23 protein-coding genes are annotated in these 25871 nt (G+C 56.1%); 3 read left to right on the top strand and 20 right to left on the bottom strand.

The window, feature by feature from the left end; genetic code table 11:
• Positions 1-26 precede the first annotated feature (26 nt).
• Complete coding sequence (folD, locus tag GS636_RS09545) at positions 27-917, top strand: bifunctional methylenetetrahydrofolate dehydrogenase/methenyltetrahydrofolate cyclohydrolase FolD (protein ID WP_171669281.1); 891 nt, start codon at positions 27-29, stop codon at positions 915-917.
• 99 nt (positions 918-1016) lie between these two features.
• Positions 1017-1874 (top strand): LytTR family DNA-binding domain-containing protein, encoded by an 858-nt coding sequence (locus tag GS636_RS09540; protein ID WP_253762724.1) that lies wholly within the window; start codon positions 1017-1019, stop codon positions 1872-1874.
• A 2-nt stretch (positions 1875-1876) separates the two neighbouring features.
• Here GS636_RS09540 and pdeM read toward each other — a convergent pair whose 3' ends face one another.
• From pdeM to GS636_RS09465, 15 genes are all read right to left on the bottom strand, one after another.
• A complete protein-coding gene (pdeM, locus tag GS636_RS09535) occupies positions 1877-2539 on the bottom strand; it encodes a ligase-associated DNA damage response endonuclease PdeM (RefSeq protein ID WP_171669280.1) in 663 nt (220 codons plus the stop codon).
• 40 nt (positions 2540-2579) lie between these two features.
• Positions 2580-4991: a ligase-associated DNA damage response DEXH box helicase gene (locus GS636_RS09530; protein WP_171669279.1), complete on the bottom strand. Its 2412-nt coding sequence runs from the start codon at positions 4989-4991 to the stop codon at positions 2580-2582.
• A 40-nt stretch (positions 4992-5031) separates the two neighbouring features.
• Positions 5032-6339 carry an ATPase gene (locus GS636_RS09525; protein ID WP_171669278.1) on the bottom strand — a complete coding sequence of 436 codons (1308 nt, stop codon included), beginning with the start codon at positions 6337-6339 and terminating at the stop codon, positions 5032-5034.
• Between the two features lie 117 nt (positions 6340-6456).
• On the bottom strand, positions 6457-7002 hold the full coding sequence (locus GS636_RS09520) for a prepilin peptidase (RefSeq protein WP_171669277.1): 546 nt from the start codon (positions 7000-7002) through the stop codon (positions 6457-6459).
• Between the two features lie 3 nt (positions 7003-7005).
• Entirely contained in the window at positions 7006-7857 is an 852-nt protein-coding gene (locus GS636_RS09515; RefSeq protein ID WP_171186889.1) for a lipopolysaccharide assembly protein LapB, read from the bottom strand.
• Positions 7858-7887: 30 nt separating this feature from the next.
• Complete coding sequence (locus tag GS636_RS09510) at positions 7888-8469, bottom strand: tetratricopeptide repeat protein (RefSeq protein WP_171186887.1); 582 nt, start codon at positions 8467-8469, stop codon at positions 7888-7890.
• A gap of 6 nt (positions 8470-8475) precedes the next feature.
• Positions 8476-9459: a type II secretion system F family protein gene (locus GS636_RS09505; RefSeq protein ID WP_171186886.1), complete on the bottom strand. Its 984-nt coding sequence runs from the start codon at positions 9457-9459 to the stop codon at positions 8476-8478.
• Between the two features lie 9 nt (positions 9460-9468).
• Complete coding sequence (locus tag GS636_RS09500; RefSeq protein ID WP_171186884.1) at positions 9469-10437, bottom strand: type II secretion system F family protein; 969 nt, start codon at positions 10435-10437, stop codon at positions 9469-9471.
• Positions 10438-10448: 11 nt separating this feature from the next.
• On the bottom strand, positions 10449-11891 hold the full coding sequence (locus GS636_RS09495) for a CpaF family protein (RefSeq protein WP_171094170.1): 1443 nt from the start codon (positions 11889-11891) through the stop codon (positions 10449-10451).
• Between the two features lie 24 nt (positions 11892-11915).
• Positions 11916-13154 carry an AAA family ATPase gene (locus GS636_RS09490; protein WP_171094169.1) on the bottom strand — a complete coding sequence of 413 codons (1239 nt, stop codon included), beginning with the start codon at positions 13152-13154 and terminating at the stop codon, positions 11916-11918.
• A gap of 199 nt (positions 13155-13353) precedes the next feature.
• Positions 13354-13980, bottom strand: a complete 627-nt coding sequence (locus GS636_RS09485) for an OmpA family protein (RefSeq protein ID WP_171669276.1) — start codon at positions 13978-13980, stop codon at positions 13354-13356.
• Between the two features lie 17 nt (positions 13981-13997).
• Complete coding sequence (locus GS636_RS09480) at positions 13998-15404, bottom strand: type II and III secretion system protein family protein (RefSeq protein ID WP_171669275.1); 1407 nt, start codon at positions 15402-15404, stop codon at positions 13998-14000.
• Between the two features lie 194 nt (positions 15405-15598).
• Complete coding sequence (cpaB, locus tag GS636_RS09475; RefSeq protein WP_171669274.1) at positions 15599-16480, bottom strand: Flp pilus assembly protein CpaB; 882 nt, start codon at positions 16478-16480, stop codon at positions 15599-15601.
• 290 nt (positions 16481-16770) lie between these two features.
• Entirely contained in the window at positions 16771-17010 is a 240-nt protein-coding gene (locus GS636_RS09470; protein WP_171186689.1) for a hypothetical protein, read from the bottom strand.
• Between the two features lie 295 nt (positions 17011-17305).
• Positions 17306-17536: a Flp family type IVb pilin gene (locus GS636_RS09465; protein WP_171186875.1), complete on the bottom strand. Its 231-nt coding sequence runs from the start codon at positions 17534-17536 to the stop codon at positions 17306-17308.
• Positions 17537-17889: 353 nt separating this feature from the next.
• Between GS636_RS09465 and GS636_RS09460 the strand changes: the two genes are divergently transcribed.
• Positions 17890-18756 carry a lytic transglycosylase domain-containing protein gene (locus tag GS636_RS09460; RefSeq protein WP_171669273.1) on the top strand — a complete coding sequence of 289 codons (867 nt, stop codon included), beginning with the start codon at positions 17890-17892 and terminating at the stop codon, positions 18754-18756.
• Positions 18757-18792: 36 nt separating this feature from the next.
• Here GS636_RS09460 and GS636_RS09455 read toward each other — a convergent pair whose 3' ends face one another.
• From GS636_RS09455 to tldD, 5 genes are all read right to left on the bottom strand, one after another.
• A complete protein-coding gene (locus GS636_RS09455) occupies positions 18793-19419 on the bottom strand; it encodes a CoA transferase subunit B (RefSeq protein WP_171186871.1) in 627 nt (208 codons plus the stop codon).
• On the bottom strand, positions 19419-20123 hold the full coding sequence (locus GS636_RS09450) for a CoA transferase subunit A (RefSeq protein ID WP_171094159.1): 705 nt from the start codon (positions 20121-20123) through the stop codon (positions 19419-19421). The genes GS636_RS09455 and GS636_RS09450 overlap by 1 nt, the downstream gene beginning before the upstream one ends.
• Positions 20124-20214: 91 nt before the next feature.
• Positions 20215-22833: a type I DNA topoisomerase gene (topA, locus tag GS636_RS09445; RefSeq protein WP_171669272.1), complete on the bottom strand. Its 2619-nt coding sequence runs from the start codon at positions 22831-22833 to the stop codon at positions 20215-20217.
• A 180-nt stretch (positions 22834-23013) separates the two neighbouring features.
• On the bottom strand, positions 23014-24138 hold the full coding sequence (gene dprA, locus GS636_RS09440) for a DNA-processing protein DprA (RefSeq protein WP_171669271.1): 1125 nt from the start codon (positions 24136-24138) through the stop codon (positions 23014-23016).
• Between the two features lie 236 nt (positions 24139-24374).
• Positions 24375-25796 carry a metalloprotease TldD gene (gene tldD / locus GS636_RS09435; RefSeq protein WP_171669270.1) on the bottom strand — a complete coding sequence of 474 codons (1422 nt, stop codon included), beginning with the start codon at positions 25794-25796 and terminating at the stop codon, positions 24375-24377.
• Between the last annotated feature and the right edge of the window lie 75 nt (positions 25797-25871).

The following is a 25871-nucleotide window of genomic DNA, read 5'->3' as shown; positions in this document are numbered from 1 at the left end:
CCGTTTTTGAAAGAAGGGATCAAAGGATGGTAGCGCAGGTTATCGACGGTAAGGCATTTGCGGCCAAAGTGCGCGCGCAAGTGGCTGATCAGGTTGCTAAGCTGAAAGAAGAAAACGGCATCACCCCCGGCTTGGCGGTGGTTCTGGTCGGTGAAGACCCGGCCAGTCAGGTCTATGTCCGCTCAAAGGGCAAGCAGACCGTCGAAGTTGGCATGAACTCGTACGAACACAAGTTGGATGCCGAAACATCGGAAGAAGATCTTCTGGCCCTGATCGACAAACTGAACAACGATCCTGCCGTACACGGTATTCTGGTTCAGCTGCCGCTGCCCAAGCACCTGAACGAAGATCTGGTGATCAACTCGATCGACCCGGCCAAGGATGTGGACGGCTTCCACATCTCGAATGTGGGTCTGCTGGGTACCGGTCAGAAATCGATGGTCCCCTGCACGCCGCTGGGATGCCTTATGATGCTGCGCGATTATCATGGCTCGTTGTCGGGTATGGATGCTGTGGTGATTGGCCGTTCGAACATCGTGGGTAAACCGATGGCGCAGTTGCTGCTGGGCGACAGCTGCACCGTGACCATCGCGCATTCGCGCACCAAAGACCTGCCGGACGTTGTACGTCGCGCGGACATTGTTGTGGCCGCTGTCGGCCGTCCCGAGATGGTACCGGGCGATTGGATCAAGGAAGGCGCCACGGTTATCGACGTGGGCATCAACCGTATCGAGCGCGACGGCAAGAACAAGCTGGTTGGCGATGTGGATTACGCAAGCGCGGCTGAACGTGCGGGCGCAATCACCCCGGTTCCGGGTGGCGTGGGTCCGATGACCATCGCGTGCCTACTGGCCAACACTCTGACCGCCTGTTGCCGGTCCAACGGTCTGCCAGAGCCTGAAGGTCTGACTGCTTAAGTTCGAATTGTGGGTCGGGCCGTGCTAAGCGGCCCAACACCCGTCCCTTGAGCGCAATATAAGATCGGACTGCCCCAAAGCGTCAGGGGCGATCGGATTTTGAATGACTTCCCCAGCTTGAAAAATCGTGATAAGCCTGTATTCTCAGTTGTTTACAGGTTAGTTTCCCTTGTGTGTATTGCACTCGGGCAATGTACGTACAAAAGCAGTATGACGTCTAAGTTAAGTTTAATTCGAAATGCATGTACTCCGCAGAGAGTTACAGCGGGTGTGGTTTTTCTTCCTTTGCTGGCCTATGCGTTTCCACCTTTTCTTGTATCCGAGCTAAATTTTGGTTTGCGTCTGTTATTTTGGGTCGGGGTGATGGTTCTGGCGCTTTCTGTAACTGGGCTGGTTCGGAAACTGATGCTAAACAGCCCTCTGCTGTTAAACATTCCAGCCCGTGATTTAGCCTTCGCTGCTCTGATCCTGACAATTTTTACGCCGTCGCTTTGGCTGTTGGCGTGGATCTTGTTCACTTGTGGTGGCCAAATGGCACCGGGGGCGCAAACCGTGGCTGTTTATGGGGTGTTGTTGGCCACAGGTCTGGTTTTTGTGCAGCGTCATGAATTGCAGGCTGCAGTGGCACCTACGTTCAAGGATGAAAAACCGAGACTTGTCAATCGTTTGCCGCCTGATTTCGATGGGCAGATCTATCGCCTGACTGTTCGGGATCACAATGTGGATGTCGTGACCTCAGAAGGTGTTTTTACGCTCCGGTCACGGTTTACGGATGCCATCGCCGAGATGGAACCGGTTCCCGGTCATTGCTCGCACCGCTCACATTGGGTGACTGATGACTCCATCACTGGTGTAGAGAAAACAGGCGGCAAGACTTTTCTAAAGCTGGTCAACGGCGATCTGGTTCCCGTCAGTCGCAAGTACAAACCAATGCTGGAACAGGACGGTTTGATCTGACCTCAGCGCGGCATCGGTATCATGTGCGGGTGCGGGCCGGTCAGGATTGCTGTTGCATTCTGGTCCATGAGGTCGGCCAGAACCCGGTCTGAGCTGCGCAACCCACCCGTGAAAGCACCGTAAGCTGGCAGGATCAACCGGTTGCTGTCCAACAGAAAAGCGGGCCGAGAGATATGTCTTCCTTTCACACGAATTTGCGCTTTTGGGTGGTAATGGCCAGAGACTTCTCCTTGCGGATGGTCCTCTGCGATATGGCGAAAGACCAGCGGATCGCAGCGCCATTCGAACAAGTGTGTACCGCCCAGCTCAATCGGCCCAGGATCGTGGTTGCCTTCGATCCATATCCATTTGCGCCCGGCCTGCAAGGTAGAAATCCGAAGCCTTTCCGCTGAAGGCAACGCCCGCGCGGCTTCAAGGTCATCGAAGCTGTCACCCAAACATAGAACAGTTTCCGCGTTGGTGCGTTCCAAGTCATCTGCCAACCGATCCAATGTTTCGCTTGTGTCATAAGGGGGCAATGCGGGTCCACCGCGCCGCAGCATTCGTTCGGACTTACCAAGGTGCAGGTCTGAGACGCACAGTAGTTGGCGCTCGGGCCACCACAGTGCGCCCGATGGCAACGCGACGAGACGCTGTCCTGCTAAAGAAAACTCGCATATGTTCATGATACGTTCTTGACGCGTTTTTGCATCCGGCGCAAGGGGATCAAAGCTGATCAAGACCGGCCGCCTGCATCAGACGCGCGCTTTCCTCGGCCAGCAAACGCTCCTCTGCCGCGCCTTTGACGGGCACTTTCCCGACCTCAAGAAACAACGGAGCAGACAACGGCGAGACACGATCCAGGCGGAGCAGATCCACACGGTCGCCGATCCGGTCCAGCATGGCTTCGATCCGGCCAAAATCAACCAGTCCACGCATGGCTTCTTCACGGGTGATCTGCATCAGCAGGTGATCAGGATCGTATTTCAGCAGGGTATCGTAAAGGATGTCAGACGAAAACGTCGCCTGCCGCCCGCTTTTCTTTTGTCCCAACGTATTGCGTTCGATCAGGCCCGCTATGGTGGCAGAGGCCCGAAAGGTGCGTTTCATCACGGCATTGCCAGCCAGCCAGGTGTCCAACCCGTCGCGCAGCGCGTCGCGTTGAAACAACGGGGTAGGGTCGGTGACAGCATCCAGACCCCAGATAAGCGTGGCGTAGTCAGTCGCAACAAAGCCCATCGGGGCCAAGCCGGTATCTTCCATCCGTTTGGTTAGTAGCAGGCCGAGTGTTTGCTGCGCGTTGCGGCCGGCGAAACCATAAACGCATAGATGCTCCCGGCCGTCGCTTGGAAAGCTTTCGATCAGCAAGCGGTCGCGCTGGGGCAGGCGCGAGATCTGCCGCTGCAAGGCTAACCAATCCGCAGTATGAGAGGGCAGTTGCGGCCAGTCCCTTTGGGCAAACATGCGCAGAATGCGGTCGCTGAGCTGGGTAGAGGTCGCGAATTTTGTGCCCGAGAAGGTCGCGATCTTAGGCTTGCGATCAACGCGGCGGCTGACCTCGACCACCATTTCGCGTAGGCCCTCATATCGCACGACTTGCCCGCCAATCAAAAAGGTGTCGCCGGGCGTTAATGAGGCTGCAAATGCTTCCTCAACCTCTCCCAACGGCTTGCCGCCCCGGCTGCGTTTAAGACGCACTTTAAGGGTGTCTGTGTCTTGAATCGTCCCCAAATTCATACGAATGCGCGAAGCCGCGCGGGGGTCACGCAACTGCCATTGCCCGTCGGCACGCTGTTGTAAACGCTGCCAACGGTCGTAAGCCCTGAGTGCGTAGCCACCGGTGGCGCAGAAATCGAGACACGCGTCAAACGCGGGCCGGGCCAATCCTGCAAAAGGCCCGGCAGATGACATCTCGGTGTAAAGGTCATCGGCGTCGAACGGTCCGGCACAGGCGGCAATCAGGATGTGTTGGCACAAGACATCGCGAGGGCCGGGACCACGCGGTTCACCGTCCAGATCATGGGCTTTTGCGGCCTCCAGCGCGGCGATGCATTCGACCACCTCAAACCGGTTGGCAGGCACCAATAGGGCCTTGGACGGCGCGTTATAGCGGTGGTTGGCGCGTCCGATCCGTTGCACCAGACGTTTGACGTTCTTGGGTGCGCCGATCTGAATCACCAGATCCACATCGCCCCAATCAATGCCCAGATCCAAAGAGCCTGTGCAAACGATGGCGCGCAGGTCGCCCCGGACCATCGCAGCCTCAACCCTCTCACGCTGTTGCCGGTCCAGGCTGCCGTGATGGATGCCAATCGGCAGGCCGTCGTCGTTTGCCAGCCAAAGATTGTGAAAGAAGATTTCGGCCTGCGCGCGGGTGTTGTGAAAGATCAGCGTAGTTTTGTGTTGGCGGACCTGTTCGAGCACGGCGGGGATCGCATAGGCCGCGCCACCACCGGACCACGGCGGCATCTCGACCGTTTCCAACATTCGGATGTCCGGGTCCGGGCCGGGATCTGCTTGCACGATCTGGCATGGGTCAGGATGGCGAGCAAGAAAACGGGCAATTGCACCAGGGTCCTCGACCGTGGCCGACAAACCAACGCGGCGCAGATCGGGGTTGAGGCGCTGCAGGCGCGCCAAGGCCAGCATAAGCTGATCACCGCGTTTGCTTTCTGCCAACGCGTGAATTTCATCAACGATGATCCGCTGCACCCCATCAAACATACGTGGCGCATCCTCGTAAGAGGTCAAAAGGGCCAGACTTTCGGGCGTTGTCAGCAGGATATGAGGCGGATCTACGCGTTGGCGTTTCTTTTGAGTGGCTGAGGTGTCGCCTGTGCGATCCTCGATCCGGATGGGCAGGCCGATTTCGTCCACAGGCGTACGCAGATTACGTTTAATGTCCGCCGCCAGTGCCTTGAGGGGTGAAACATAAATCGTATGCAGCCCGCGATGAAGGCCGTCAGAAAGCTCTGCCAATGTTGGCAGAAACCCGGCCATGGTCTTTCCGCCACCCGTCGGCGCGATCAGCAAGGTCGCGGGGTCTTGCGCCCGGTTGAACATCTCATGCTGATGCGGGTGAATGGACCAGCCTTTGGCGGAAAACCATGTGCCAATCCGAGCGGGAATCTGCGTCATGAACACAGATTACCCGCCCGGCGGAGGAATTGGCATGGCGTTATTTGACGATTTTTTCGTCTTTTACGAACATGTTGGCCCAAGCACGGTCGATCAGTTCGGGGCTCATCTGATAGGGGATGCCTTCGAACTCGCAGATCGAGATCATCTGATCGATCAGGAAGATCGGCTGATAATTTGCGTAGATGTTGTTGATGGTCGGGTATTTGACCTTCAGCAGGTGCACCAGCGCTGCCTCATCCAGCGGCATTCCGCGTTTGCGGGCCACCATGGCAAAGATTTTCAGGAAGTTTTCCTGGTTCGGACCGTCGATTTTGATTTTGAAGAAGATCCGGCGCAACGCCGCTTGGTCGAAGATCTCGTTCGGGTGGAAGTTGGTCGAGAAGATGACCAGCGTGTCAAACGGCACTTCGAATTTCTCACCCGATTGCAGGCCAAGGATATCCTTGTTCTCTTCCAGCGGAACGATCCAACGGTTCACCAGCGCCTGTGGTGGTTCGGCCTGACGGCCAAGGTCATCCACGATGAAGATGCCGCCGGTCGATTTCAGCTGCAGTGGGGCCTGATATGTGCGCGCGGTCGGGTTGTAGACTAGATCCAGCATGCTCAGCGACAGTTCACCACCGGTCACAACCGTGGGTCGTTCACATTGGACGTAGCGCGAATCAAACCGTTTGCGGCGACGCAGGCTGTTGGGGTCGTCTGGCTCTTGCTCGATCGCAGTGTGTACGATCGGATCATAGACGGTGATCACCTGACCGGCATATTCGATGGCGTAAGGCACATAGACGTTGTCCCCAAGCGCGTCGCGGATACCGTTCGAAATCGAGGATTTACCGTTACCCGGAGGGCCGTACATAAGGATCGACCGGCCTGCGCTGACCGCAGGGCCCAAGTGGTCCAGCAGACTGTCGGGCAGAACCAGATGACCCATTGCACCAACCAGTTGCTCTCTGGTGACTTGGATGTTGCGGATAGACTGGCGTTTGACCTGCTCGCGATACACGTCCAGCGGAACAGGCATTGCGCCGAAATACTCTGATTGGCTGAGCGCGTCCAATGCACGGGCCTTGCCGGCATCGGTCAGCTGATACCCCATCTCGTTACCACTGTTGGCATTCAGCGTTCCGGTCGCTTCCAGCAGTTTCTGGTCACGTGCTATGTCGACCAATTCCTGCGTCACAGCACCAGGCAGACAGATGGCTTCTGCGATTTCAGAAACGGTGCTGGCATTTTTGCGGAAGACGGTTTTCAGCATAATGTCCCGCATCATCACCAGCGGAAGTCTCATTTCACCCAGGCCTTTTGGGGCAGGGGGGGCCATAACTGCGGAAGTCTGCATATTCATGCGCGTTGCTCGTTCGTCAAATTGTCACGCCAAATGCCCGAATGGGGGCGGTTTGGAGAAAAAGTGACCCAGCTTTGTGGCGGGACAAAGGCAATCGCAAGGCGTGCTGATGATAGTTTACGATCCGAGAACAGTGCCCAAAATCAGATACATGGCCAGTGAGCCTGCCAGAGCCAGACCCATTGGGAACTGTTTGCCACGATCCCAGCTTTCCCAATGTGGTGCAATGGCCCGCAGCGGTGTGTGCTTGGCCAGCCGATGTGTGACAACAGCAGCCAGAATGCAGGCCATAAGGATCATTACGATAACCATGAAGTCGTTCGACCAGAGAAAGGCTGACGCTGCCGCCATAAACTTGGCGTCACCTGCGCCCATGGCTCCTGCGGCATTCAGAACGATACCTAAAAGCAAAATCACAACGATATGAAGCAGTTGCCAGCCATATACCGGCAACGACACAGACAGAGGCCCCAGACTTCCGCTCAGCCATTCCGAGGACCAGGGTGGAAGCGCGATCAGACCAACCACCACAAAGACGAGCGCCAGCGCGTAAACTGCGTGGTTTTTGATCCGCATGTCACGCATATCGGTGAAGGCGACGTAAAAACAGATCGGCAGCACAAACGGCAAAAACCAAGCCGCGGCGGCTGCGGGGATGTGCATGTATCAGGTCCCTTCAAGCGCACGAAGCGAGCGGACCGCTTCGTCAAAATGCTGCGGATGCGTTGCGATCGCTTCGCGGAACAGGTTCTTGGCGGTGGTAACGTCGCCTTGCTTGACCGCTGAAATGGCCATCGTGTTCAACAGCCGTGCGCGTTCGATCTGGCTCATCGGAACGACCGGCAAGCTATAATTTCCCTGCGCCGACCGAGCGAGGACAAGATTGTTCTTGGCAGTGAACAAAGAACTGTCCTGACGGATAGCGTCAGTGAACAGGCGTTCGGCCTCGGCATATTGCCCACGGGTCAGTTTTGAATAACCCCAGTTGTTCATCACACTGCCTGGCCGAGTGGTCAGACCTACAGCGGTTTCATAAAAGTGATCTGCCCGCTTCCATTCTTTGCGTGAATCCGCAACCACTGCTTCAAGGCGGTACCGTTTGAAGGTTTCAAAGGTCGGTGGAACGGAATCCAGCACCGTCTTGGCTTGTGCCCAGTCGCCGTTGCGAACCAATGCGTCTGCGTATTCGACTTTGTCAGCGGCGTTCGTGCCCTTCATAGTCGTCACGCGTTTCCAGGCGGTGGCGGCTTCGGTCGTGCGTTTGGCCCGGCCCAGTGAAATAGCCAGTCCGCGCTGAAGATCAATCCGGTCAGGGTTCTTGCTCGCGGCACCATGGAAATAGGTCACAGCCTCATTGGGGTCTGCTGCGTTCAGAAGCACATCGTTCAAGTTTGTTTCGTCAATGACGTTCACCTCTTGAAAGGTGCGTTCAACCTTTTCCTCTTCGGTTTCCTTTGCACAGGCCGAAAGGATCAGACCGCTGATAATGACAGTCGGAATCAAGAATTGCTGGCGCATTTTTTGCGTCCTTTACTGCTCTTGCCTCAATTACTGGATCTTGCGGAGCGTAAATTGCCCATCGCCCTGCTGTTCCAGTGTGTATTCTTGTTCTTGAACAGTAGTATTAACAGGATTTTCCATTTTTGCGAGTGCTAAGCGCAGATTGTCTCGGATTGCGTCACTTTCGCCATTGTCCAAAGCAAACGCCCGTTGAAACACCTGTGCGGCCTCGGGGTATTCCTGTTTTTCCATCAGCAGAACGCCCAGATTGTTCCAGGCAACCGGCCAGTCAGGATCGTCCTCAACGGCGCGGCGCAGCAGCGTTTCAGCCTGGCCCAGTCGTCGCAAGCCAAGATTGGCTGTACCCAGAGACGTCAGGATCTGAGTTGTCATACCCTGATCCAAAGCCGCGCGGGAAAAGGATTCCAATGCCAGTTCATATTCTCCGGCGGCCATTAACCTGTTGCCAACCGTTATGCTGTCTTCTGCTTGGGCATTGTGATCAACACCCGGTGCATCCAGACCGTTCGATGACGGCCCTTCCGTGCAGGAAGCCACCACAGCGCAAACTGTGGTGGCCCAGAGTATTCGGCGAACCCCGAGAGGGAAGCACCTGAATTCAGCTTTCATAGGGTTCTATCCGCCCGCGCGTCCAAAACTCGAAATGACCCTTACCGACGGACCAATCAGAATAATCAGCAGCGGCGGTACGGTCAGCATCATTGTGACAAGAGTCATCTTTGTCGGCAACTTGTTCGCAGCTTCTTCGGCGCGCATGACGCGCTTGTCACGCATCTCACCAGCGTAAACCCGCAGAGCTTCGGCAATGGATGTACCAAAAGTCGCCGACTGGATCATCACAGTCACAAACGAGTTCACATCCTGCACACCACACCGCGTGCCGAAGTCACGTAGAACAGTGTCTTTGTCCTTACCGGCTTTCATCTCGTGGGCGACGATTTCGAATTCCTGCGCGATGTCGGGGTAGGAGGCGCTCATTTCGCTCGACACTCGAACGATGGCCTGATCCAGTGATTGTCCGGCTTCCACGCAAACCAGCATCAGGTCAAGCGTGTCAGGAAAGCCTGCGGTAATGGCCTCTTTCCGTTCTTCTACCCGACGCGTGATCCAATACTTGGGTGCGAAGTAACCAATCGCGCCTGGAACAAAGATCCGGATAATCATCTGTTGGCCGGTGAATTCCTGACCGCCGGAAAACACCGTAATCAAAAGAACTCCGACCAGGATACCAATAATACCCAGCGAAAACTGCGCGAAATGGAAGAAACGCACCGAGTCTTTCGACCGATAACCGGCCTGGCGCAGTTTCAGTTCAACGGCCGAGTATTCTTCTTCGTTTTTCGGCTCAAGGAACGTTGCAAATTTCTCAAGCTGCTCATTGCGGCTTGAGTTGCGAAGCCGTTCCTTTTTGTCCTTTGTTTGCTTTTTGGGGGCTGCGTTTGATCTTTGCAGTTTCTTCAACGGGTCTTCCGGCTGATTCATCATCAGAGAAACTGCCACGAGGATCATTATCAGACCCAGGATGCCGACAACGATAAGTGGCCCGAACTCGCCCAGATGCTGGGTCAACAGGTCATTGATGCTGGTCAGAAATTCCATGATGCGCCCTCAGACCTTGATGTTTGTGATGATCTTCATGACGATCAGGTTCAATGTCAGCATAATGGCGACAACGAAACAGGCGGGAATGAACCAGGGATGGTCCAATACGTCGTCATAATAGCCCGGGTCTTTGACCAGGATGAAAACCAAGCAGGCAAGCGGGAAGCCTGACAGAAACTTGCCGGACCACTGGGCCTCGGCGGTGATGGCCTTCACACGGCGGAAGAGGCGGAAGCGAGCCCGGATCACTTGGGCGAGGCCGGCCAGAATTTCAGCCAAGTTACCCCCTGATTGCTGCTGAATGCCAACAGCTACGGCCAAAAAGCGTAGATCCTGCATGTCCAAGCGCTCGGCCATATCTTTCAACGCCTCGCCAACGTCGCGGCCATAGGCGCATTCGTCTGCAATGACCCCAAATTCGGTGCCAAGCGGATCCTGGACTTCGTTTGAAACTACTTGAATGGTCGAAACAAATGGGTTGCCGACGCGCAGCGAGCGGACCATCAGTTCAACCGCGTCAGGCAGTTGTTCTTCGATCATACTCATGCGTTTCTTGGCCTTGTGATTGACCCACGCGTAAACGCCGCCGATACCAATCGCGATCGAGATTGCTGCCCGCAGCGCGGTATCTGTGGCTGTGCCGATGCTCAGCCCGACAAAAGCGACGCCGGACACCAAAGCCATGATCATGATCAACTGACGAGGTGAAAACGCAATCGCCGCCTTCTGAGCCTTGTCCGCGAGCAGGGAGTACAAGGGAATGCTTTGCGATTTCATATGCTGCTGCATTTCTTTGCGCAGCTGTTCCAGCACCTGTTCGCGCCCGGCACCCTTTTCCAACATGTCCAGGCGGCGATTTACTCGGCTGTTCAGGCTGATGGACTTGCCAAAGGCGACAAGATAAATCCCTTCAACCAGGGCAAGAACCCCCACAAAGATGGCGACATAAATGATCGCCTCCATAGGCAATTGCATACCCGGTTCTCCTACATTGTGGTTGGGTCGTAGATCGACGCAGGCAGATCAAAGCCCCACAAACGGAAGCGTTCCGAATAGTGGCTGCGCACGCCGGTTGCGGTGAAATGCCCGATGATCTTGTTGTCGGGTGTCAGGCCAACACGTTGAAAACGAAAGATTTCCTGCATCGAAATCACATCGCCTTCCATGCCCGTAATCTCGGTGATCGAGGTCATGCGGCGCGAACCGTCCTGCAGACGGCTTGCCTGTACGATCAAGTTCACAGCGGACGAAATCTGGCTGCGGACGGCCTTGATCGGCATTTCGATCCCGGCCATGGCGATCATGTTTTCCAGACGCGAAATACCGTCACGGGCCGAGTTGGCGTGGATCGTGGTCATTGATCCATCGTGGCCGGTGTTCATCGCCTGCAACATGTCGATCACTTCCGCGCCACGCGTCTCACCCACGATGATGCGGTCAGGGCGCATACGCAGGGCGTTTTTCAGGCAGTCGCGTGGGCTGACTTCGCCTTTGCCTTCCACGTTGGGCGGACGGCTTTCCATCCGACCCACGTGTGTCTGTTGCAGCTGAAGTTCTGCCGTATCCTCGATGGTCAGAATACGCTCGGCATCATCGATAAAACTGGAAAGCGCGTTCAGCGTCGTGGTTTTACCCGAACCGGTACCGCCGGAAACGATCACGTTCAGGCGGGTTGACACTGCGGCTTGCAAATATGCTGCCATTTCTTCGGTGAACGCGCCGAAATTGACCAGATCGTCGATGCCAAGCTTGTCTTTCTTGAACTTACGAATCGAAACCAGCGATCCATCCACGGCAATTGGTGGAACCATGGCGTTAAAACGCGATCCATCCGCCAGTCGGGCGTCAACGTAAGGGTTTGATTCGTCGACACGACGGCCCACAGCGGACACGATCTTGTCGATGATCCGCATCAGGTGTTTTTCGTCCTTGAACGTAATGTCGCTGAGTTCCAGCTTACCGGCGCGTTCCACGAAAATCTGCTGGGGGCCGTTCACCAGAATATCGTTGACCGTATCGTCCTGCAGCAGAGTTTCGAGCGGGCCGAGGCCCGTCACCTCGTCATATAGTTCCTTGTTCAACTGCGACCGGTCTTCGCGGTTCAGAACAATATTCCTGGTTTCCAGCACCTCACTGGCAATTGCGCTGATTTCAGCACGCAATTCAGCTTCGCCCGCGTTTTCCAACGCGGCAAGGTTCAGGTTCTCCAGCAGTTCCCGGTGCAGTTCGATTTTGATCTCGCCCAGCCGTTCCTTGCGTTTGCGATCACGATCAGAACCCGCAACCTCGCCGGGTTTCTTCTTTTGGGGTTTGCGTGCAACCGCAGTCGTAGTCGCGGGGGCCTCTGCAACGGGCGCTGCCGGCTCGGCAGTTTGTGCCGGCGTTTTCACGGGCTGTGCAGCGGACGGTTTTTTATATCTTGAAAACACGGCAGGTACCCCTTTGGTAAGTTGTTACGCAGCTTCTTCGGCGCTGCTGCTACCAAGGCTGTGAAGCGATTTCGCCAGTTTCGCGATTTCCCGGCGCAATGGATTTTTGGCGGCCGAGTTTGCCAGCGGGAGACCGTGGTCACCGCTTTGCATGACTGGTTTGCCCCCGTCGGGCAATTGCAGATCAATTGAGATACCAAGGCTTTCGCCCATACGCTTTACCCGGCTCTTACCGTTGAGATCGGTAAACTTGGGCGCGCGGTTCAGCGCAAAGCGCAGTTTGTTGAACGGCAGCTCTTCTGCTTGCAAGGCGCGTTTCAAACGCAATGCATTCTGAGCAGAACGCATGTCCAGTTCGATCATAGCGAAGTACACATGTGCTGCCTGCAACACGGTTTCGGACCACAGGACCAGCGTTTTGGGCATATCGACGATCACGTAGTCAAAATGCGCACGCGCCATGTCAATGACACGCTGAATATCGTCTGGCGTAATCAGATCCAAAGGCACCATGTCGGACGGCGCTGTCAGTACTTGTAGCTTTTCTTCATATGTTTGAAGGGCTTGTGAAAAAACTTCATTGTCCATCGACTCTGTGTCTGACAACATCTCAAAGACCGTTTCGCGCCGCGGAAGATCCAGATAGGTGGACACGGTCCCGTACTGCAGATCCAGATCGATCAGGCAAACAGACGGTGCATCCTTGTCCGACGCGCAGGCAAGCTCCCAGGCCAGGTTGACGGCCATAGTGGTCGCGCCCACACCGCCAGCCAGCCCGTGTACGACGAACAACGCTCCTTCCTTTGAGTCCCCTTTGGCCAAAGGCACTGCGGCGGCCTGTGCGACTGCGACGGGGTCGGGCTGTTTCATGCGCTCAATCGCTTCCTGCAATTCACCTTCCGGAAGCGGGTAGGGGACGAATTCGTCAGCGCCCTTACGCAGCAGTTGATGCAGCGAGGCGGGAGTTACATCCTCGGCGATCAGGACAACTTTGATCTTCTTTTCCTTGGCTTGTGTGATGATCTCACCCATCAGCGAGAGACTGTCTTCATCCTCGCCGTCGATAGCCAATGCTACGAATTCAAGTGTTTCAGCTTCTGGTTGGCTAAAAAAGGCCAGCGCCTCGGCAAAGCCCAGATCACCCCAACGCTCTCCCAGAATGGCCTCCATGTCTTCGATCAAAAGATCGAAATTCTGGACATCCCGGCTGATGGTGCAGGCCAAAATTGCTGTTTCGTCATCTTGCGGCGTCGCGCTGGTCATAAACACTATCCTCGTCGTGAGGGCTCAGCATGTCATATGAACGAAATCCGCCAGATTGATGTGCTGTCGCCCCAATACGGTCAAATTTGGCCGCAGGTCACCCTATTGTTCACAATGTTGCTTTGAAGTTGGGCGAGAATTGGGCGCAAAAGAACCAATTGTAGGGAAATGGGCGACGATGCCGCCCATTTCGAGTGAATTATCCACCTTCGCCGTCTTCTGCTGTCACGTCTTCGATCAAGCTTTTTGCGGTCGCGCTTTCTATGTACTCGCGGTAAATGACTTCGGCGTATTTACCGTCGAGAAGCTGTCGGTTGCCATCAACAAAGCCCGAAACTTCTGTCACAGTCCGGCGGTTACGGCGATCGCGTTCCTGGGTGGCGATCAAAGGCTGAGCCTTGCCAAAGGACACGACGGCTTCCAAGCGGGATCGTGAAATCCCTTGCCGTTCAAGGAAGCTCACGACGGCCTGAGCCCGGCGCATACCAAGACTTTTGTTGTAGCTGGTCGAGCCTACGGCATCGGTGTGACCATAAACTCGGAACCGGGCCTCAGGGAATTGTTTGATCCAGTCGGCCTGTTGCAGCAGAATCCGCTGGGCGGATGCGTCCAGTTGTGAGCTGTTAAAGGCAAAGTTCACTTGGCTTGGTACATCCGCAGCAAATCGACGGCTGAGGATCTGGGCGTATGTCAGTTCGCCATTCTGAACCTGGATATTGTTCAGTGTCGCGTTTCCGAAGGTTCCAGCATCGATCTCGTATCCTGCTTCACGCGTACATGCGGCAACAGCGACCGTAAGACCCAGTGTGATTATCCACTTCTGCATTGGTCCGATCCTCCTGATCAATCTAGGACATAGCCGTAGGAGCTACCGAAGTCCTGACGGGCAACCTCGGATGCGCCTCCAGCTCCGACACGCTGTGTTCGTGCAACTTGGCCGTTAACGAACAGATCAAATTCGCTGGGCGGTTTGACCCGGTCGGTTGGAAGCGCCAGTGCTTCACCGCGTGTAGGTGTGACCAGATGCGCAGTGATGATGACCACAAGCTCGCTCTGCTCGCGTCGGTAGTCAGCGCTGCGGAACAGTGCACCCAGTATCGGGACATCACCCAGCCACGGAACTTGGTTGCTCAGATCCGCAAAGTCGTCTTGGATCAGACCCGCAATGGCAAAGCTCTCACCGTCACGCAATTCAATCGTGGTTTTTGCACGGCGCGTGATGAAGCTGGGAACCGAGTCACCGTTGATGGTGAAGTCCGAGCTGTCATCGATGCTTGAGACCGCAGTGGCCATTTCCAGGTTGATCAGGTCGCCATCCACCACGCGGGGGATAAAGTCCATCTCAACACCGAAGGGTTTAAATTCGATGGTCACGACACCTTCTTCTTGCGGGACCGGAATTGGGACCTCACCACCGGCGAGGAAGGATGCCTCTTGCCCGGACAAGGCCGACAGGTTGGGTTCCGCCAAGCTGCGGGCAAGACCTTTGGTTTCAAGGGCTTCCAGCAACAGCCGAACCTGCGTCGAGCCTGCGCCAAAGCCAAATAGAATCGCACCTGTGTTCGCCTGAAGTGCCGGAATGTTGTTGTTCAAGGCGTTGTTCAGGGCGAACTGGTTGTTGAGTGTATTGAAGCCACCAGTCGTGTCGCCACCGCCAAAACCAAGTGACGCTGTAAGACTTTTCGCCACAGACCGGTTCATTTCTGCAAACCGAACCTTCAGCATTACCTGCTGAACGCCACCGACCGACATCAGGTTCGAGACGCGTTCTGGTGCGTAGCGTTCGGCCAGTTCCAGAGCACGCGCCAGTTTGGCCGAGCCTGAAACTGTCCCGGATAAGACGATGCCGTCATTTGCGGTCCGAACTTCAATGGGTTCATCCGGTAGAATCTGACGCAAGCGTTCTTTAAACTCTGTAACATCTGGTGAAACGCGTACGCGTACGTTGGCCAGCAAGTTGCCAGCCCCGTCAAACAGCGTCAGTGTCGTTAGGCCAGGGGCCTTGCCCAGAACATAAATTGTCCGGTCCGACAACGACGAGATGTCCGCGATGCCCGCATTTGCAATGCTGAGCTCTGCAAAGGGTTGTTCGCTTTCAACGACGATTGCGCGGTTCATTGGGACATCCAGCGTTTCCACTGTACCCTTTTTTACCACGCGCAAAGTTTCAGCCCAGGCGGCGTCGCCAACCGGACTAACAACAAGCGACAACCCCAGCAGGGTTGCGCTGATCCAGGAACGTATTGTCATGTGACCTGCCTCTCCGATCACGCCTCGTTTTTTTGGGTCTTATGCCCTATAGAAAAACAGACTGCGCGAATTCCAAATTTATTGCAATAATCAATGGTTTCTGGATTGTTCCTTATGTGGAGAATTGGCAACAACCATAAAAAAAGAACCGCACCCAAGGTGCGGCTCTGATCTTGTAAGGTTCTGAATTGGCGTCAGTTTGTGCAGGGAATAGGCACGTTGACGATCTCACCGCCGCGTCTGATGCGGGTTGTGCAAACCTCTTCAACTTTTTTTTCTGGTTCCGGAGCAGCAGCTTGAATACCAAGCAACGTGCGTTGGTCGACTTCAATCGTTGACGCAACAGATTCATCGGCGACACCAACAAGTGCCAAAGACAGTCGTCCGGAGTTCTGGGCTTGAGCCAGTGCTGCAACCTGCTGAGGTGTTGCTGCAACTGTGACCGTTCGGGCGATTGTCGTGCTGGTTACGTCGGAACCTGCTGTCTGGTCGACTGCGATCAGCTGTACATTGGCTTCGATCAATCTGGTAATCCCGCCATTGCTACTTCCTTCAAGGGTGCCGCTGGTGCCGGTCCAGTAGATGTCAACATTGTCACCTGGACGCAAAAAGCCCGAAACACCCGAGGCAACGTCAACACTGATTGCGAATGCCCGCATTCCCTTTTCCAAGCGTGAAGTCAGCCCCGCCTTTTCACCGGGCTCGGTGATTTTGACAGCCATGATTGCTTCGTCTTTTTCCATCGTTCTCAGCACGAAACGCTCAGTGGGGCCACTTTCAGGGAACAATGCGGTGAGCTCCGAGAACGTGCCTTCCGGAATCGCGTTTTCCGGCCAATCCACAGCACGGATGTCTTCTTGGGTCAGACGTTCGCCATATCTCAGTGCGCGATTCGAGACAAAGACAGTTACCGTTGGAATCACCTCGACCTGGGCGTTGGCCAGAGCTTCTTCTGCGGCCAGCCTTTGACGCGCCAGCTCGTTCTGGTAGGCCGAGATATAGTTGCGCGCCATATAGACTGCGCCACCGGCCAGAGCTACGCCGACAATCAGGACAAGTCCGAATACCGCTCGCATGCGAGTACCTCTTTATTTTGTTTGGTCGAACACTAAACGGCCAATAGGTCGCTTTGAAACAGCCTAATTCTTAAAAGCAAATTGTGTCGAAATGTGGGACAAATATGTCTGTTTGTCAGTTTCTACGCCAAAATTCGTACAATTTTCTGCTCGGGATATTGGGCTATAGGAGCGAACTTGGTTCGCAGTGTACGCAAAAAAAAACGCCACGTCCCAAAGGACGTCGCGTTTTTTTAGCACGCCGATAACCCTATCCAGCTTAGGCAGGTGCAGGCAAGATGCGACCGGGCTTAGCCTCCGCCGCCTGCCGTGCCTTCTGTCACAATACCGCCGGGCGCGCTATTCGAGCCGGTGCTGACAACGGCAGCGTTCATGGCTTCGTTGGCATTGCCGCCGAGGCTGTCAACGCTGGAGCTAATCACAAGGTAAGTCGCGCCAGACAATCCAATGAGCACTGCCGTCAGCACCACCCAGTCAACTGTCACCGCTCCTGCTTCGTCCGACTTGAATCGGTCAAGGAACCTGAACATGTCTGTGTCTCCAATTTCTTTTCACAGTGTTCGCAATAGTTTTGACAAAAATGATTGCGCGGGAATGGCGGAAATTGGGCGAAACGTAGGTTTTATTGGCTTGAATTTGGGCAGATTTCTTTTTTGCTCTGGCCTTCATCAGGCAGGTGGTGGTTATCGCTCAGAGTTTCCTGGTCCAACTCCAAGATTCAGTCTGCGTATCGTTGTGGCGGGACATGGGGTACGCGCATATCACCTTAAATGAAAAAGGCCGCGCCAATGCGGCGCGGCCTCTGAATTCTGCTAGGTTAAAAGCTTAGTTGCTTTTACCTTCGCTAGTGATACCACCGGAGGTGCTATTGCTACCGGTGCTCAGCGATGCGGCGTTCAGCGCTTCGTTCACGCCGGTTGCCAGGCCAGTGGCGCCATCTTCGATCTGCTGGTATGCAACTGCTGCCAGGCCGATGACTGCTGCGGTCAGAACAACCCAGTCAACTGTTACTGCGCCGTCTTCGTCTTTGCGGAAGTTCTTGATGAACTTGATCATGTTACGTCCCTCCTAAAGGATCTAAATAAGTCTAATGAACCTCGGCGTCTTCCAGAGCTTTCTCTCTCAGTCCGCTCCCGTCCGTCTCGGTATGCACCTATGTTTGCCTGTGGGGCGTGGCAGGAATTGGGCCAAACGCAGATTTTTTTCCGTGCAACTTAACTTTTTGGTTAGAAAATCTGTAACATATTGAAAATTAATAATTAAAAATTCGATTGGGTGAGTTCTTCCTATCATGGGCGGTGCAAAATTGCGTCAAATGAGGCGAAATTGCCCCATTTCGCTTTGTTTTTCTGGCCTTGCGCGAAGATTCGGGGTTCAAATCGCCTAAAAAGAAAACAAGAGGCAGGCAAATGAATTTCCGGACCGCACTCCAATGCGCCGGTGTACTGGCGTTTCTCGTATCGGGTGTCACATCTGTAGATGCGACCGAGGTTGAACCGCGCGGCGTGTACAAACGGATCAAGGCGCCCCAACCGGGGCAGCGCCCTCGGGTGACTGTACAGATTACTGCAGAAGAACATGCGACGCAGCCCTCAGCACCCAGTACAGGGGCTGAGATTTCGGTGCCGGACGTTATTGCGCGCACCGAAGTTGCCCCGCCTGTTCAGCCGGACCTAAAACCCAAGCGTGATCCTAAAGGGTCGTACAAGGCGTTTTGGGACAGGATCTCGCCCGAGATCGCCCAAGGTGGGGCCGGGCGCCTGGATGCGGCTATTTCCGCCCTTGCTGCGACCAATGTCCGGTCGCCCCGCCTGCAAACACTCCAGAACATTGCGCAGCAGCAGGGCAAAGAGATTCTGCGTTCAACTGTTGGAACGAATGTTTCGCCCGCACTTGTCCTGGCAGTGATCTCGGTCGAGTCGGCAGGACGGGTAGATGCGATCAGTTCCGCAGGCGCGCAGGGCCTTATGCAGCTCATGCCCGCCACGGCAGCTCGTTTTGGTGTGAAAGACAGCCTTCAGCCAGACCAGAACATCGCCGGGGGTGTGAAATACCTCAATTGGCTGATGGAAGAGTTCGGGAATGATCCGATTCTGGTTTTGGCCGGGTATAACGCGGGTGAAGGGGCCGTGCGCAAACATAGTGGCGTTCCGCCTTACACTGAAACCCGCGACTACGTGCCCAAGGTTCTGGCGGCATTCCAGATCGCAAAGGCCTTGTGTGCCACGCCGCCCGATCTGATTTCTGACGGTTGCGTGTTCCAGACCTCAAACTGAATAAGGCCCGCCTTGATTCGGCGGACCTTTGTTCTTTTAAGAAACAAGTGTCGCTTGGGTCGAAGCGCGCATCTCGTCTTCGCTGACCCCATCGGCCAATTCGACGATCTTCAGCCCACCTTCGACCACATCCAGCACACCCAGATTGGTGATAATGCGATCGACCACGCCTTTACCTGTCAGGGGCAGGGTGCATTCTTTCAGTACCTTGCTGTCGCCGTGCTTGTTGGTGTGATCCATCACAACGATGACACGGCCGACACCAGCGACCAGGTCCATCGCGCCGCCCATGCCTTTCACCAGCTTGCCGGGAATCATCCAGTTTGCCAGGTCGCCTTTTTCATCCACTTCCATTGCGCCCAGGATCGCCGCAGCGATCTTGCCGCCACGGATCATGGCAAAGGATGTGGCGCTGTCGAAATAGGCGGTGCGGGAAAGTTCCGTGATCGTCTGTTTGCCCGCATTGATCAGGTCCGGGTCTTCTTCGCCTTCAAACGGGAAGGGGCCCATGCCCAGCATGCCGTTTTCGGATTGCAGGGTGATGTCCTTGTCACCCACATAGTTCGCCACCAGCGTCGGGATCCCGATGCCGAGGTTCACATACATGCCGTCTTCCAGTTCCTCTGCCGCGCGCGCGGCCATCTGATTGCGGTCCCAGGGCATTATGCGTCCTCCTTCTTGCGGGTGGTTCGTTGTTCGATGCGCTTTTCGTGATCGCCCTGAATGATGCGATGCACATAGATGCCGGGCAGGTGAATTGAGTCCGGATCCAATGAGCCGCGCGGAACGATCTCTTCTACTTCGGCCACGCAAATTTTACCGCAGGTCGCCGCGGGCACATTGAAATTTCGGGCGGTCTTGCGGAACACGAGGTTTCCGGTGTCATCCGCCTTCCACGCCTTGACGATGGCCAAATCGGCGAAGATGCCTTCTTCAAGGATGTAGGTCTCGCCGTTGAAGTCTTTGTGTTCCTTGCCATCGGCGATAACGGTGCCCACACCGGTTTTGGTGTAAAAGCCCGGAATACCAGCGCCGCCGGCGCGCATCCGTTCAGCCAGAGTACCTTGCGGGTTAAATTCCAGTTCCAACTCACCGCTCAGATACTGGCGCATGAATTCTGCATTTTCGCCGACATATGAGCTGATCATCTTTTTGACCTGCTTGGTCTGCAGCAGGATGCCGATTCCGAAATCGTCCACACCGGCATTGTTCGATGCAAAGCTCAGGTCTTTGACGCCCGAATCCTTGATGGCCTCAAGCAACAACTCCGGTATGCCGCACAGGCCAAACCCGCCTGCGGCAATCAGCATGCCATCCGACAGCACTCCGTCGAGCGCTTCAGAGGCATTGGCATAGACTTTCTTCATGGAAAACTCCCCCAATGACATGGTGATGGGCAGGTTGTGCCGCCACGTCATGGGGAAGTCAATGAAACCAAGGGGGTGTTGGTATTTCTACCTATTCCGCCGCCTTCTTGGTTGTCTTCTTGGCTGCCGCCTTCTTCTTTGGGGCTGCCTTTTTCTTGGTGCCCTTCTTGGCGGCGCGTTCGTTCACCAGTTCGATGGCCATTTCCTGCGTCACGTCTTCGGGCTTGATGTCCTTGGGAATGGTCGCATTGACCTTCTCCCACTTCACATAAGGCCCATAGCGCCCGTCCAGAACTTGCATCGCGCCGCCATCGGGATGTTCACCCAACTCTTTCAACGGTTTGGCAGCGGCCCGACGCCCGCGCCCTGGATTGGCGCGTTTTTCGGCCAGCATTTCAACGGCACGGTTCATGCCGATCTCGAACACATCGTTTGGGTCTTTGAGATTGGCGTAAACCGGCTTTGCCTCTTCCGGCAGTTGATGCATCAGGTAAGGGCCAAACCGCCCGAAATTCGAGCTGATCATGCCACCTTCCGGGTGTTCGCCGATCTGACGTGGCAGGGACAACAGCGTCAGTGCCTTGTCCAGATCCATGTCATCCTTGCTCCAACCACGCGGCAGAGAGGCGCGCGGTGGCTTCTTGTTCTCGGGCGTGGGTTCGCCGCGTTGAACGTAAGGACCGAAACGACCGGATTTCAGCCAGATCTCGTCCCCCGCATCTTCGCCCAGCAAACGTTCATCCCCTTCGGCACCTTCACCCGCGATTGGGCGCGTATAGGTACATTCGGGATAGTTGCCGCAACCGACGAAACCGCCCGTGCGCGAGGTTTTGAGATGCAGTTGGCCGGTACCGCATTTTGGGCAGATGCGCGGATCCGATCCATCCTCACGCGGCGGGTACAATTGCGGCGCCAGCGTTTCATCCAACTTGTCCAGAACTTCGGAAATCCGTAGCTCGGATGTCTCTCCGATAGCGGCCGAGAAATCGCGCCAGAACTTGCCCAGCAGGTCTTTGTAATCGCGGTCTCCGGCGCTGACGTCGTCCAGCTCTTCTTCCAGATTGGCTGTGAATTCATAACCCACATATTGCCGGAAGAAGTTCAGCAAGAAGATCGTAACGATCCGGCCCTTTTCTTCGGGGATTAACCGGTTCTTGTCCTTGCGCACATATTCCCGGTCCTGAATCGTCGTCACGATCGAGGCATAGGTTGACGGACGCCCGATCCCAAGCTCTTCCATCCGCTTTACCAAGGTGGCTTCGGTATAGCGGGGCGGCGGTTGGGTGTGGTGTTGCAACGCCAGAACGGCCTCGTTCTCGGACAGGATCGCGGCTTTTTCTTCGGCTTTCGCGAACTGATCTTTCAGTGAGGTTTTGGCAAAACGTGCCGGATCGCCTTGCATGATCTGCGGCAAGCGCTTTTCGTCGTCATCGGCTACATCGTCGCGACCTTCTTCATAAACGCGCATGAAGCCATCAAACAGAACTACCTGACCGGTGGCACGCAGGCCGACTTGCCCGTCATCGCTGCCGATCTCGACGGTGGTACGTTCCAACCGGGCGGCGGCCATCTGGCAGGCAATGGTGCGTTTCCAGATCAGGTCATAAAGTTTGCGCTGATCCTCATCGGTGACCTTCAGTGCCTTGGCATCGCGTGACATATCCGTTGGGCGGATACACTCGTGCGCTTCCTGTGCGTTCTTTGCCTTGTTCTTATACATGCGCGGGCTGTCTGGCACATATTCGGCGCCATAGCGGTCCGCGATTGTATCGCGGGTCGCGGCCACGGCCTCGGGGGCCATGTCGATGCCGTCGGTTCGCATGTAGGTAATGTACCCGGCTTCATATAGCCGCTGCGCCACCTGCATCGCGTGGCGCGCACCCATGCCGAACTTGCGGCTGGCCTCTTGTTGTAAGGTTGACGTCATGAACGGCGCGCTGGGGTTGCGGGCTGCCGGTTTCGCTTCGACCGAGGTGACGCTCAGCGCGCGGCTGGTGATCGCCTGCACCGCCAGTTCCGCCTGCGTGGCGTTGGCCAGATCGTGTTTATCCAGCTTTTTCCCGGCTAGCGTAACCAGACGGGCCTCATAGGTCTGGCCGCGCGGTGTTTCGAAAAGCGCTTTAACCGACCAGTATTCAACCGGCTTGAACGCCTCGATCTCCATCTCGCGTTCGACGATCAGGCGCAGACAGACCGATTGCACGCGACCGGCGGACTTTGCTCCGGGCAGCTTGCGCCAAAGGACGGGAGAAAGGTTGAAGCCCACCAGATAGTCCAGCGCACGGCGTGCCAGATAGGCCTCGACCAGCGGCATATCGACCTCACGCGGGTTCTGCATTGCCTGGGTGACGGCTTCTTTGGTGATGGCGTTGAACGTTACGCGGCTGACCGGCGTATCTTTCTTGATCGAACGGCGCTTGGTCAGAGCTTCTTGCAAGTGCCAGCTGATCGCCTCGCCTTCACGATCAGGGTCGGTTGCAAGGATCAGCGCGTTGTCTTCTTTCAGCGCGTCAGCGATGGCTTTGACATGCTTGCGGCTGTCATTGCCAACTTCCCATTTCATGGAAAACTCATGCTCGGGATCAACCGATCCATCCTTCGGAGGAAGGTCCCGCACATGGCCGTAAGAGGCCAAAACGGTGTAGTCGGGGCCGAGATATTTGTTGATTGTTTTTGCTTTGGCCGGAGATTCTACAACAACTACAGGCATTTAAGGGGAAACCTCGCTCGACGAATTTGGCGCCTTCTATGGTGGTGCAAAATGTGTGGGGCAAGCGGGAATTGTCAATGCGTTCCTTTTGCAGGCTGAAAAGCAACGTGATTTCAGGCAACTACCAAAGGTCCCGAAACACTGAGCTGTGCAATGTCATGGGTCTTCAGAGCGTTGTGATCACCCTGCAAGCGACAACAGACCACCGGGCTGACGCTGGATTCGCCCGTCCAGTTCCAAATCGACAAGCGCGGGGCCAAGCTCACCAGCCGAAGCCGCGATGTCGCGCAGCAATTGGTCCTCTGCGATGGGTGAAGGGCCGAGCCGTTCGAGGATTTGAACGTGCAAGTCTTGGGACCTTGGTGCGGCGGGGGCAGGGGGCTGATCAGGCTTACGTGAAAACAGGTCGTCCTTTTGCGGCAGGGCTTCAATCACGTCCTCTGCCGACCGCACCAGAGTAGCACCATCCCGAATCAACAGATTGCACCCGGCGGCCCGCGCATCGAACGGGTGGCCAGGAACGGCCAGAACCTCGCGCCCCTGATCCAGGGCATCGCGTGCTGTGATCAGACTGCCGGACTTGGCCGCAGCCTCGACCACGACTACGGCCTGCGCAAGGCCCGAGATGATCCGATTCCGACGAGGGAAGTGCCGGGCCTGAGGTGTCACGCCCATCGGTTGTTCCGACAGGCGCAGCCCGTTGGAGGCGATGTTATGGGCCAGTTCTGTATTCTCTGCCGGGTAAATCACATCCACGCCGCCCGCCATGACAGCAATGGTGCCGGAAGTCAGGGCTGCAATATGCGCTGCCGTATCTATTCCTCGGGCCAAGCCAGAGACAATGACATGTCCTTTGCCGCCTAAATCGGTCGCCAACCCTCGGGCCATCCGTGCGCCAAGCGAGGAACAGTTTCGCGCGCCGACCATTGCAATAGCTGGCTGCTGCAGCAGAGATACGTTGCCGATCGCCCACAGCATCGGGGGCGCATCGTTCAGATCATTCAAGGCTGCTGGGAAATCAGCGGACCCAAGGTACAAAAGCCGCGCTTTGGCGGCTTTTGCGGCCTTGAGTTCCGCCTCGATCACGCCGGGGGGGCAGATTTCATACCCTTCTATTCCGGCGGCGCGTGCCATTTCGGGCAGCGCAGCCAGCGCGTTCTGCGCCGAGCCATGTTCCCGTAGAAGCCGGCGAAACGTCGCCGGACCAACCTTGCGAGAGCGCAAAAGGCGAAGCCACGAAAACCTGTCCTCTTCCGTGGTGGGTGGGAGTGGGGGGTGATTGGAAGAAAGCTGCTCTTCGGTCATCCGGTGCTCCGCCTTGTTGCAAAACTGGTTTACAAGAGGGCGGGTTAACAGCCTGTAAATCGTAGAAAATTAGAGGCGTATTTTTCGAACGTGCTATCAAAAACTCCCTAAAGCTTTGGAAAATATACATTAAAATAAGTACGGCTACTCTAGCGCAGAATAAGGCTTGCGGCCAGAGGGTAGGGCGTACAGGTGCAAGGTTAACCCTGCATCTGTGTTTTCCGTACTTTTCCGACTCAGGCCGCCGAGCCGCCTACGGTAAGACCGTCCATCAGCACAGTTGGCTGTCCGACCCCTACCGGCACCCATTGTCCATCCTTGCCGCAGGTGCCCATTCCGGGATCCAGCGCCATGTCGTTGCCAAGCCCCCGGATCCGTTTCAAAGCAGACGGTCCGTCACCAATCAGTGTAGCTCCTTTGACGGGTGCGCCGATCTTGCCGTTCTCCACCCGATACGCTTCGGTGCAGGAGAAGACGAACTTGCCGTTGGTGATGTCAACCTGTCCACCGCCGAAACCTACGGCCCAGATGCCGTCCTTTATATCCGCGACCAAGGCCGCAGGGTCAGCCTCCCCTCCCAGCATGATCGTATTGGTCATACGCGGCATGGGTTTGTGCGCGTAGCTCTGCCGCCGCCCGTTGCCAGTGGGCGCAACTCCCATCAGACGCGCGTTCTGACGGTCCTGCATGTAGCCAGTCAAAATGCCATCCTCAATCAGCACTGTGCGCGAACTGGGTGTGCCTTCATCATCCACGGTGATCGAGCCTCGGCGGTCAGCAATCGTGCCGTCATCGACTACGGTTACGCCTTTTGAGGCGATCTGCTGTCCCATGAGACCGGCAAAGGCCGAGCTGCCCTTGCGATTGAAATCCCCCTCCAACCCGTGGCCGATGGCCTCGTGCAACAGAATACCCGGCCAGCCTGGGCCCAGCGCGACTTCCATCACCCCCGCAGGGGCTGGAACCGCATCAAGATTGACCACCGCAATGCGCAACGCTTCACGGGCTTTGGCCTGCCAGTCCTTCGGATCGATCAACCCGCTCAGGCCAACGCGGCCACCGCCACCTGCCGAACCACTTTCGCGGCGTCCGTTCTGTTCAACGATCACCGAAATATTCACACGCGTCATCGGGCGCACATCCCGCACCATCACGCCGTCAGGGCGCAGAATCTCGACCTCTTGAACAGCGGCTGAGATCATAGCGCTGACCTGCACCACACGCGGGTCCATATCGCGGGCAAAGGCATCGATCTCGCGCAGGGTTTCGATCTTGACCGGAAACGCGGCAGAGTCGATGGGATCTTCGTCGGTGTAGAGCCGCGTGTTGGTGGACCGGGGTGCCTCGGCCAGCGTCCCACCACCGTCCCCAACGGCCAGCCGTGCAGTCTCGGCCGCGCGTTTCAGAGCGGGAATCGAAACATCGGTGGAATGTGCGTAACCGGCCACCTCGCCCTGAACCGCGCGCAGGCCGAATCCCTCGGAGGCATCGTAAGACGCGGTGCGCAGACGCCCGTCATCAAACACCAAGGACTCGGATTTGCGACGCTCGACATACAGTTCTCCGTCTTCCGCCCCGGCGGTCGCCGATTGCAGAATAGACAACGCCTCATCATGCGGAAGGGCGCTTTCAAACGGGCGAAACGGGGCGTCGGACATGGGTTGTGACCTTTCGGGTTTGATCCAGATCAAAAATAGCGTCTGTTTGACGCAAGCATTTTGCTTTATCTACCC

Origin of the sequence: Ruegeria sp. HKCCD4884, assembly GCF_013110855.1 — a bacterium.
Classification (GTDB): domain Bacteria; phylum Pseudomonadota; class Alphaproteobacteria; order Rhodobacterales; family Rhodobacteraceae; genus Ruegeria.
The sequence above is the reverse complement of the archived record's forward strand: the minus strand, read 5'-3'. Positions and strand labels throughout refer to the sequence as shown.

Excerpts from the sequence above, each read along its gene's own strand:
- folD (WP_171669281.1), top strand. The coding sequence starts at position 27 with ATGGTAGCGCAGGTTATCGACGGTAAGGCATTTGCGGCCAAAGTGCGC.
- pdeM (WP_171669280.1), bottom strand. The coding sequence starts at position 2,539 with ATGAACATATGCGAGTTTTCTTTAGCAGGACAGCGTCTCGTCGCGTTG.
- GS636_RS09530 (WP_171669279.1), bottom strand. The coding sequence starts at position 4,991 with ATGACGCAGATTCCCGCTCGGATTGGCACATGGTTTTCCGCCAAAGGC.
- GS636_RS09525 (WP_171669278.1), bottom strand. The coding sequence starts at position 6,339 with ATGAATATGCAGACTTCCGCAGTTATGGCCCCCCCTGCCCCAAAAGGC.
- GS636_RS09520 (WP_171669277.1), bottom strand. The coding sequence starts at position 7,002 with ATGCACATCCCCGCAGCCGCCGCGGCTTGGTTTTTGCCGTTTGTGCTG.
- GS636_RS09515 (WP_171186889.1), bottom strand. The coding sequence starts at position 7,857 with ATGCGCCAGCAATTCTTGATTCCGACTGTCATTATCAGCGGTCTGATC.
- GS636_RS09510 (WP_171186887.1), bottom strand. The coding sequence starts at position 8,469 with ATGAAAGCTGAATTCAGGTGCTTCCCTCTCGGGGTTCGCCGAATACTC.
- GS636_RS09505 (WP_171186886.1), bottom strand. The coding sequence starts at position 9,459 with ATGGAATTTCTGACCAGCATCAATGACCTGTTGACCCAGCATCTGGGC.
- GS636_RS09500 (WP_171186884.1), bottom strand. The coding sequence starts at position 10,437 with ATGCAATTGCCTATGGAGGCGATCATTTATGTCGCCATCTTTGTGGGG.
- GS636_RS09490 (WP_171094169.1), bottom strand. The coding sequence starts at position 13,154 with ATGACCAGCGCGACGCCGCAAGATGACGAAACAGCAATTTTGGCCTGC.
- GS636_RS09485 (WP_171669276.1), bottom strand. The coding sequence starts at position 13,980 with ATGCAGAAGTGGATAATCACACTGGGTCTTACGGTCGCTGTTGCCGCA.
- GS636_RS09480 (WP_171669275.1), bottom strand. The coding sequence starts at position 15,404 with ATGACAATACGTTCCTGGATCAGCGCAACCCTGCTGGGGTTGTCGCTT.
- cpaB (WP_171669274.1), bottom strand. The coding sequence starts at position 16,480 with ATGCGAGCGGTATTCGGACTTGTCCTGATTGTCGGCGTAGCTCTGGCC.
- GS636_RS09470 (WP_171186689.1), bottom strand. The coding sequence starts at position 17,010 with ATGTTCAGGTTCCTTGACCGATTCAAGTCGGACGAAGCAGGAGCGGTG.
- GS636_RS09465 (WP_171186875.1), bottom strand. The coding sequence starts at position 17,536 with ATGATCAAGTTCATCAAGAACTTCCGCAAAGACGAAGACGGCGCAGTA.
- GS636_RS09460 (WP_171669273.1), top strand. The coding sequence starts at position 17,890 with ATGAATTTCCGGACCGCACTCCAATGCGCCGGTGTACTGGCGTTTCTC.
- GS636_RS09455 (WP_171186871.1), bottom strand. The coding sequence starts at position 19,419 with ATGCCCTGGGACCGCAATCAGATGGCCGCGCGCGCGGCAGAGGAACTG.
- GS636_RS09450 (WP_171094159.1), bottom strand. The coding sequence starts at position 20,123 with ATGAAGAAAGTCTATGCCAATGCCTCTGAAGCGCTCGACGGAGTGCTG.
- topA (WP_171669272.1), bottom strand. The coding sequence starts at position 22,833 with ATGCCTGTAGTTGTTGTAGAATCTCCGGCCAAAGCAAAAACAATCAAC.
- dprA (WP_171669271.1), bottom strand. The coding sequence starts at position 24,138 with ATGACCGAAGAGCAGCTTTCTTCCAATCACCCCCCACTCCCACCCACC.
- tldD (WP_171669270.1), bottom strand. The coding sequence starts at position 25,796 with ATGTCCGACGCCCCGTTTCGCCCGTTTGAAAGCGCCCTTCCGCATGAT.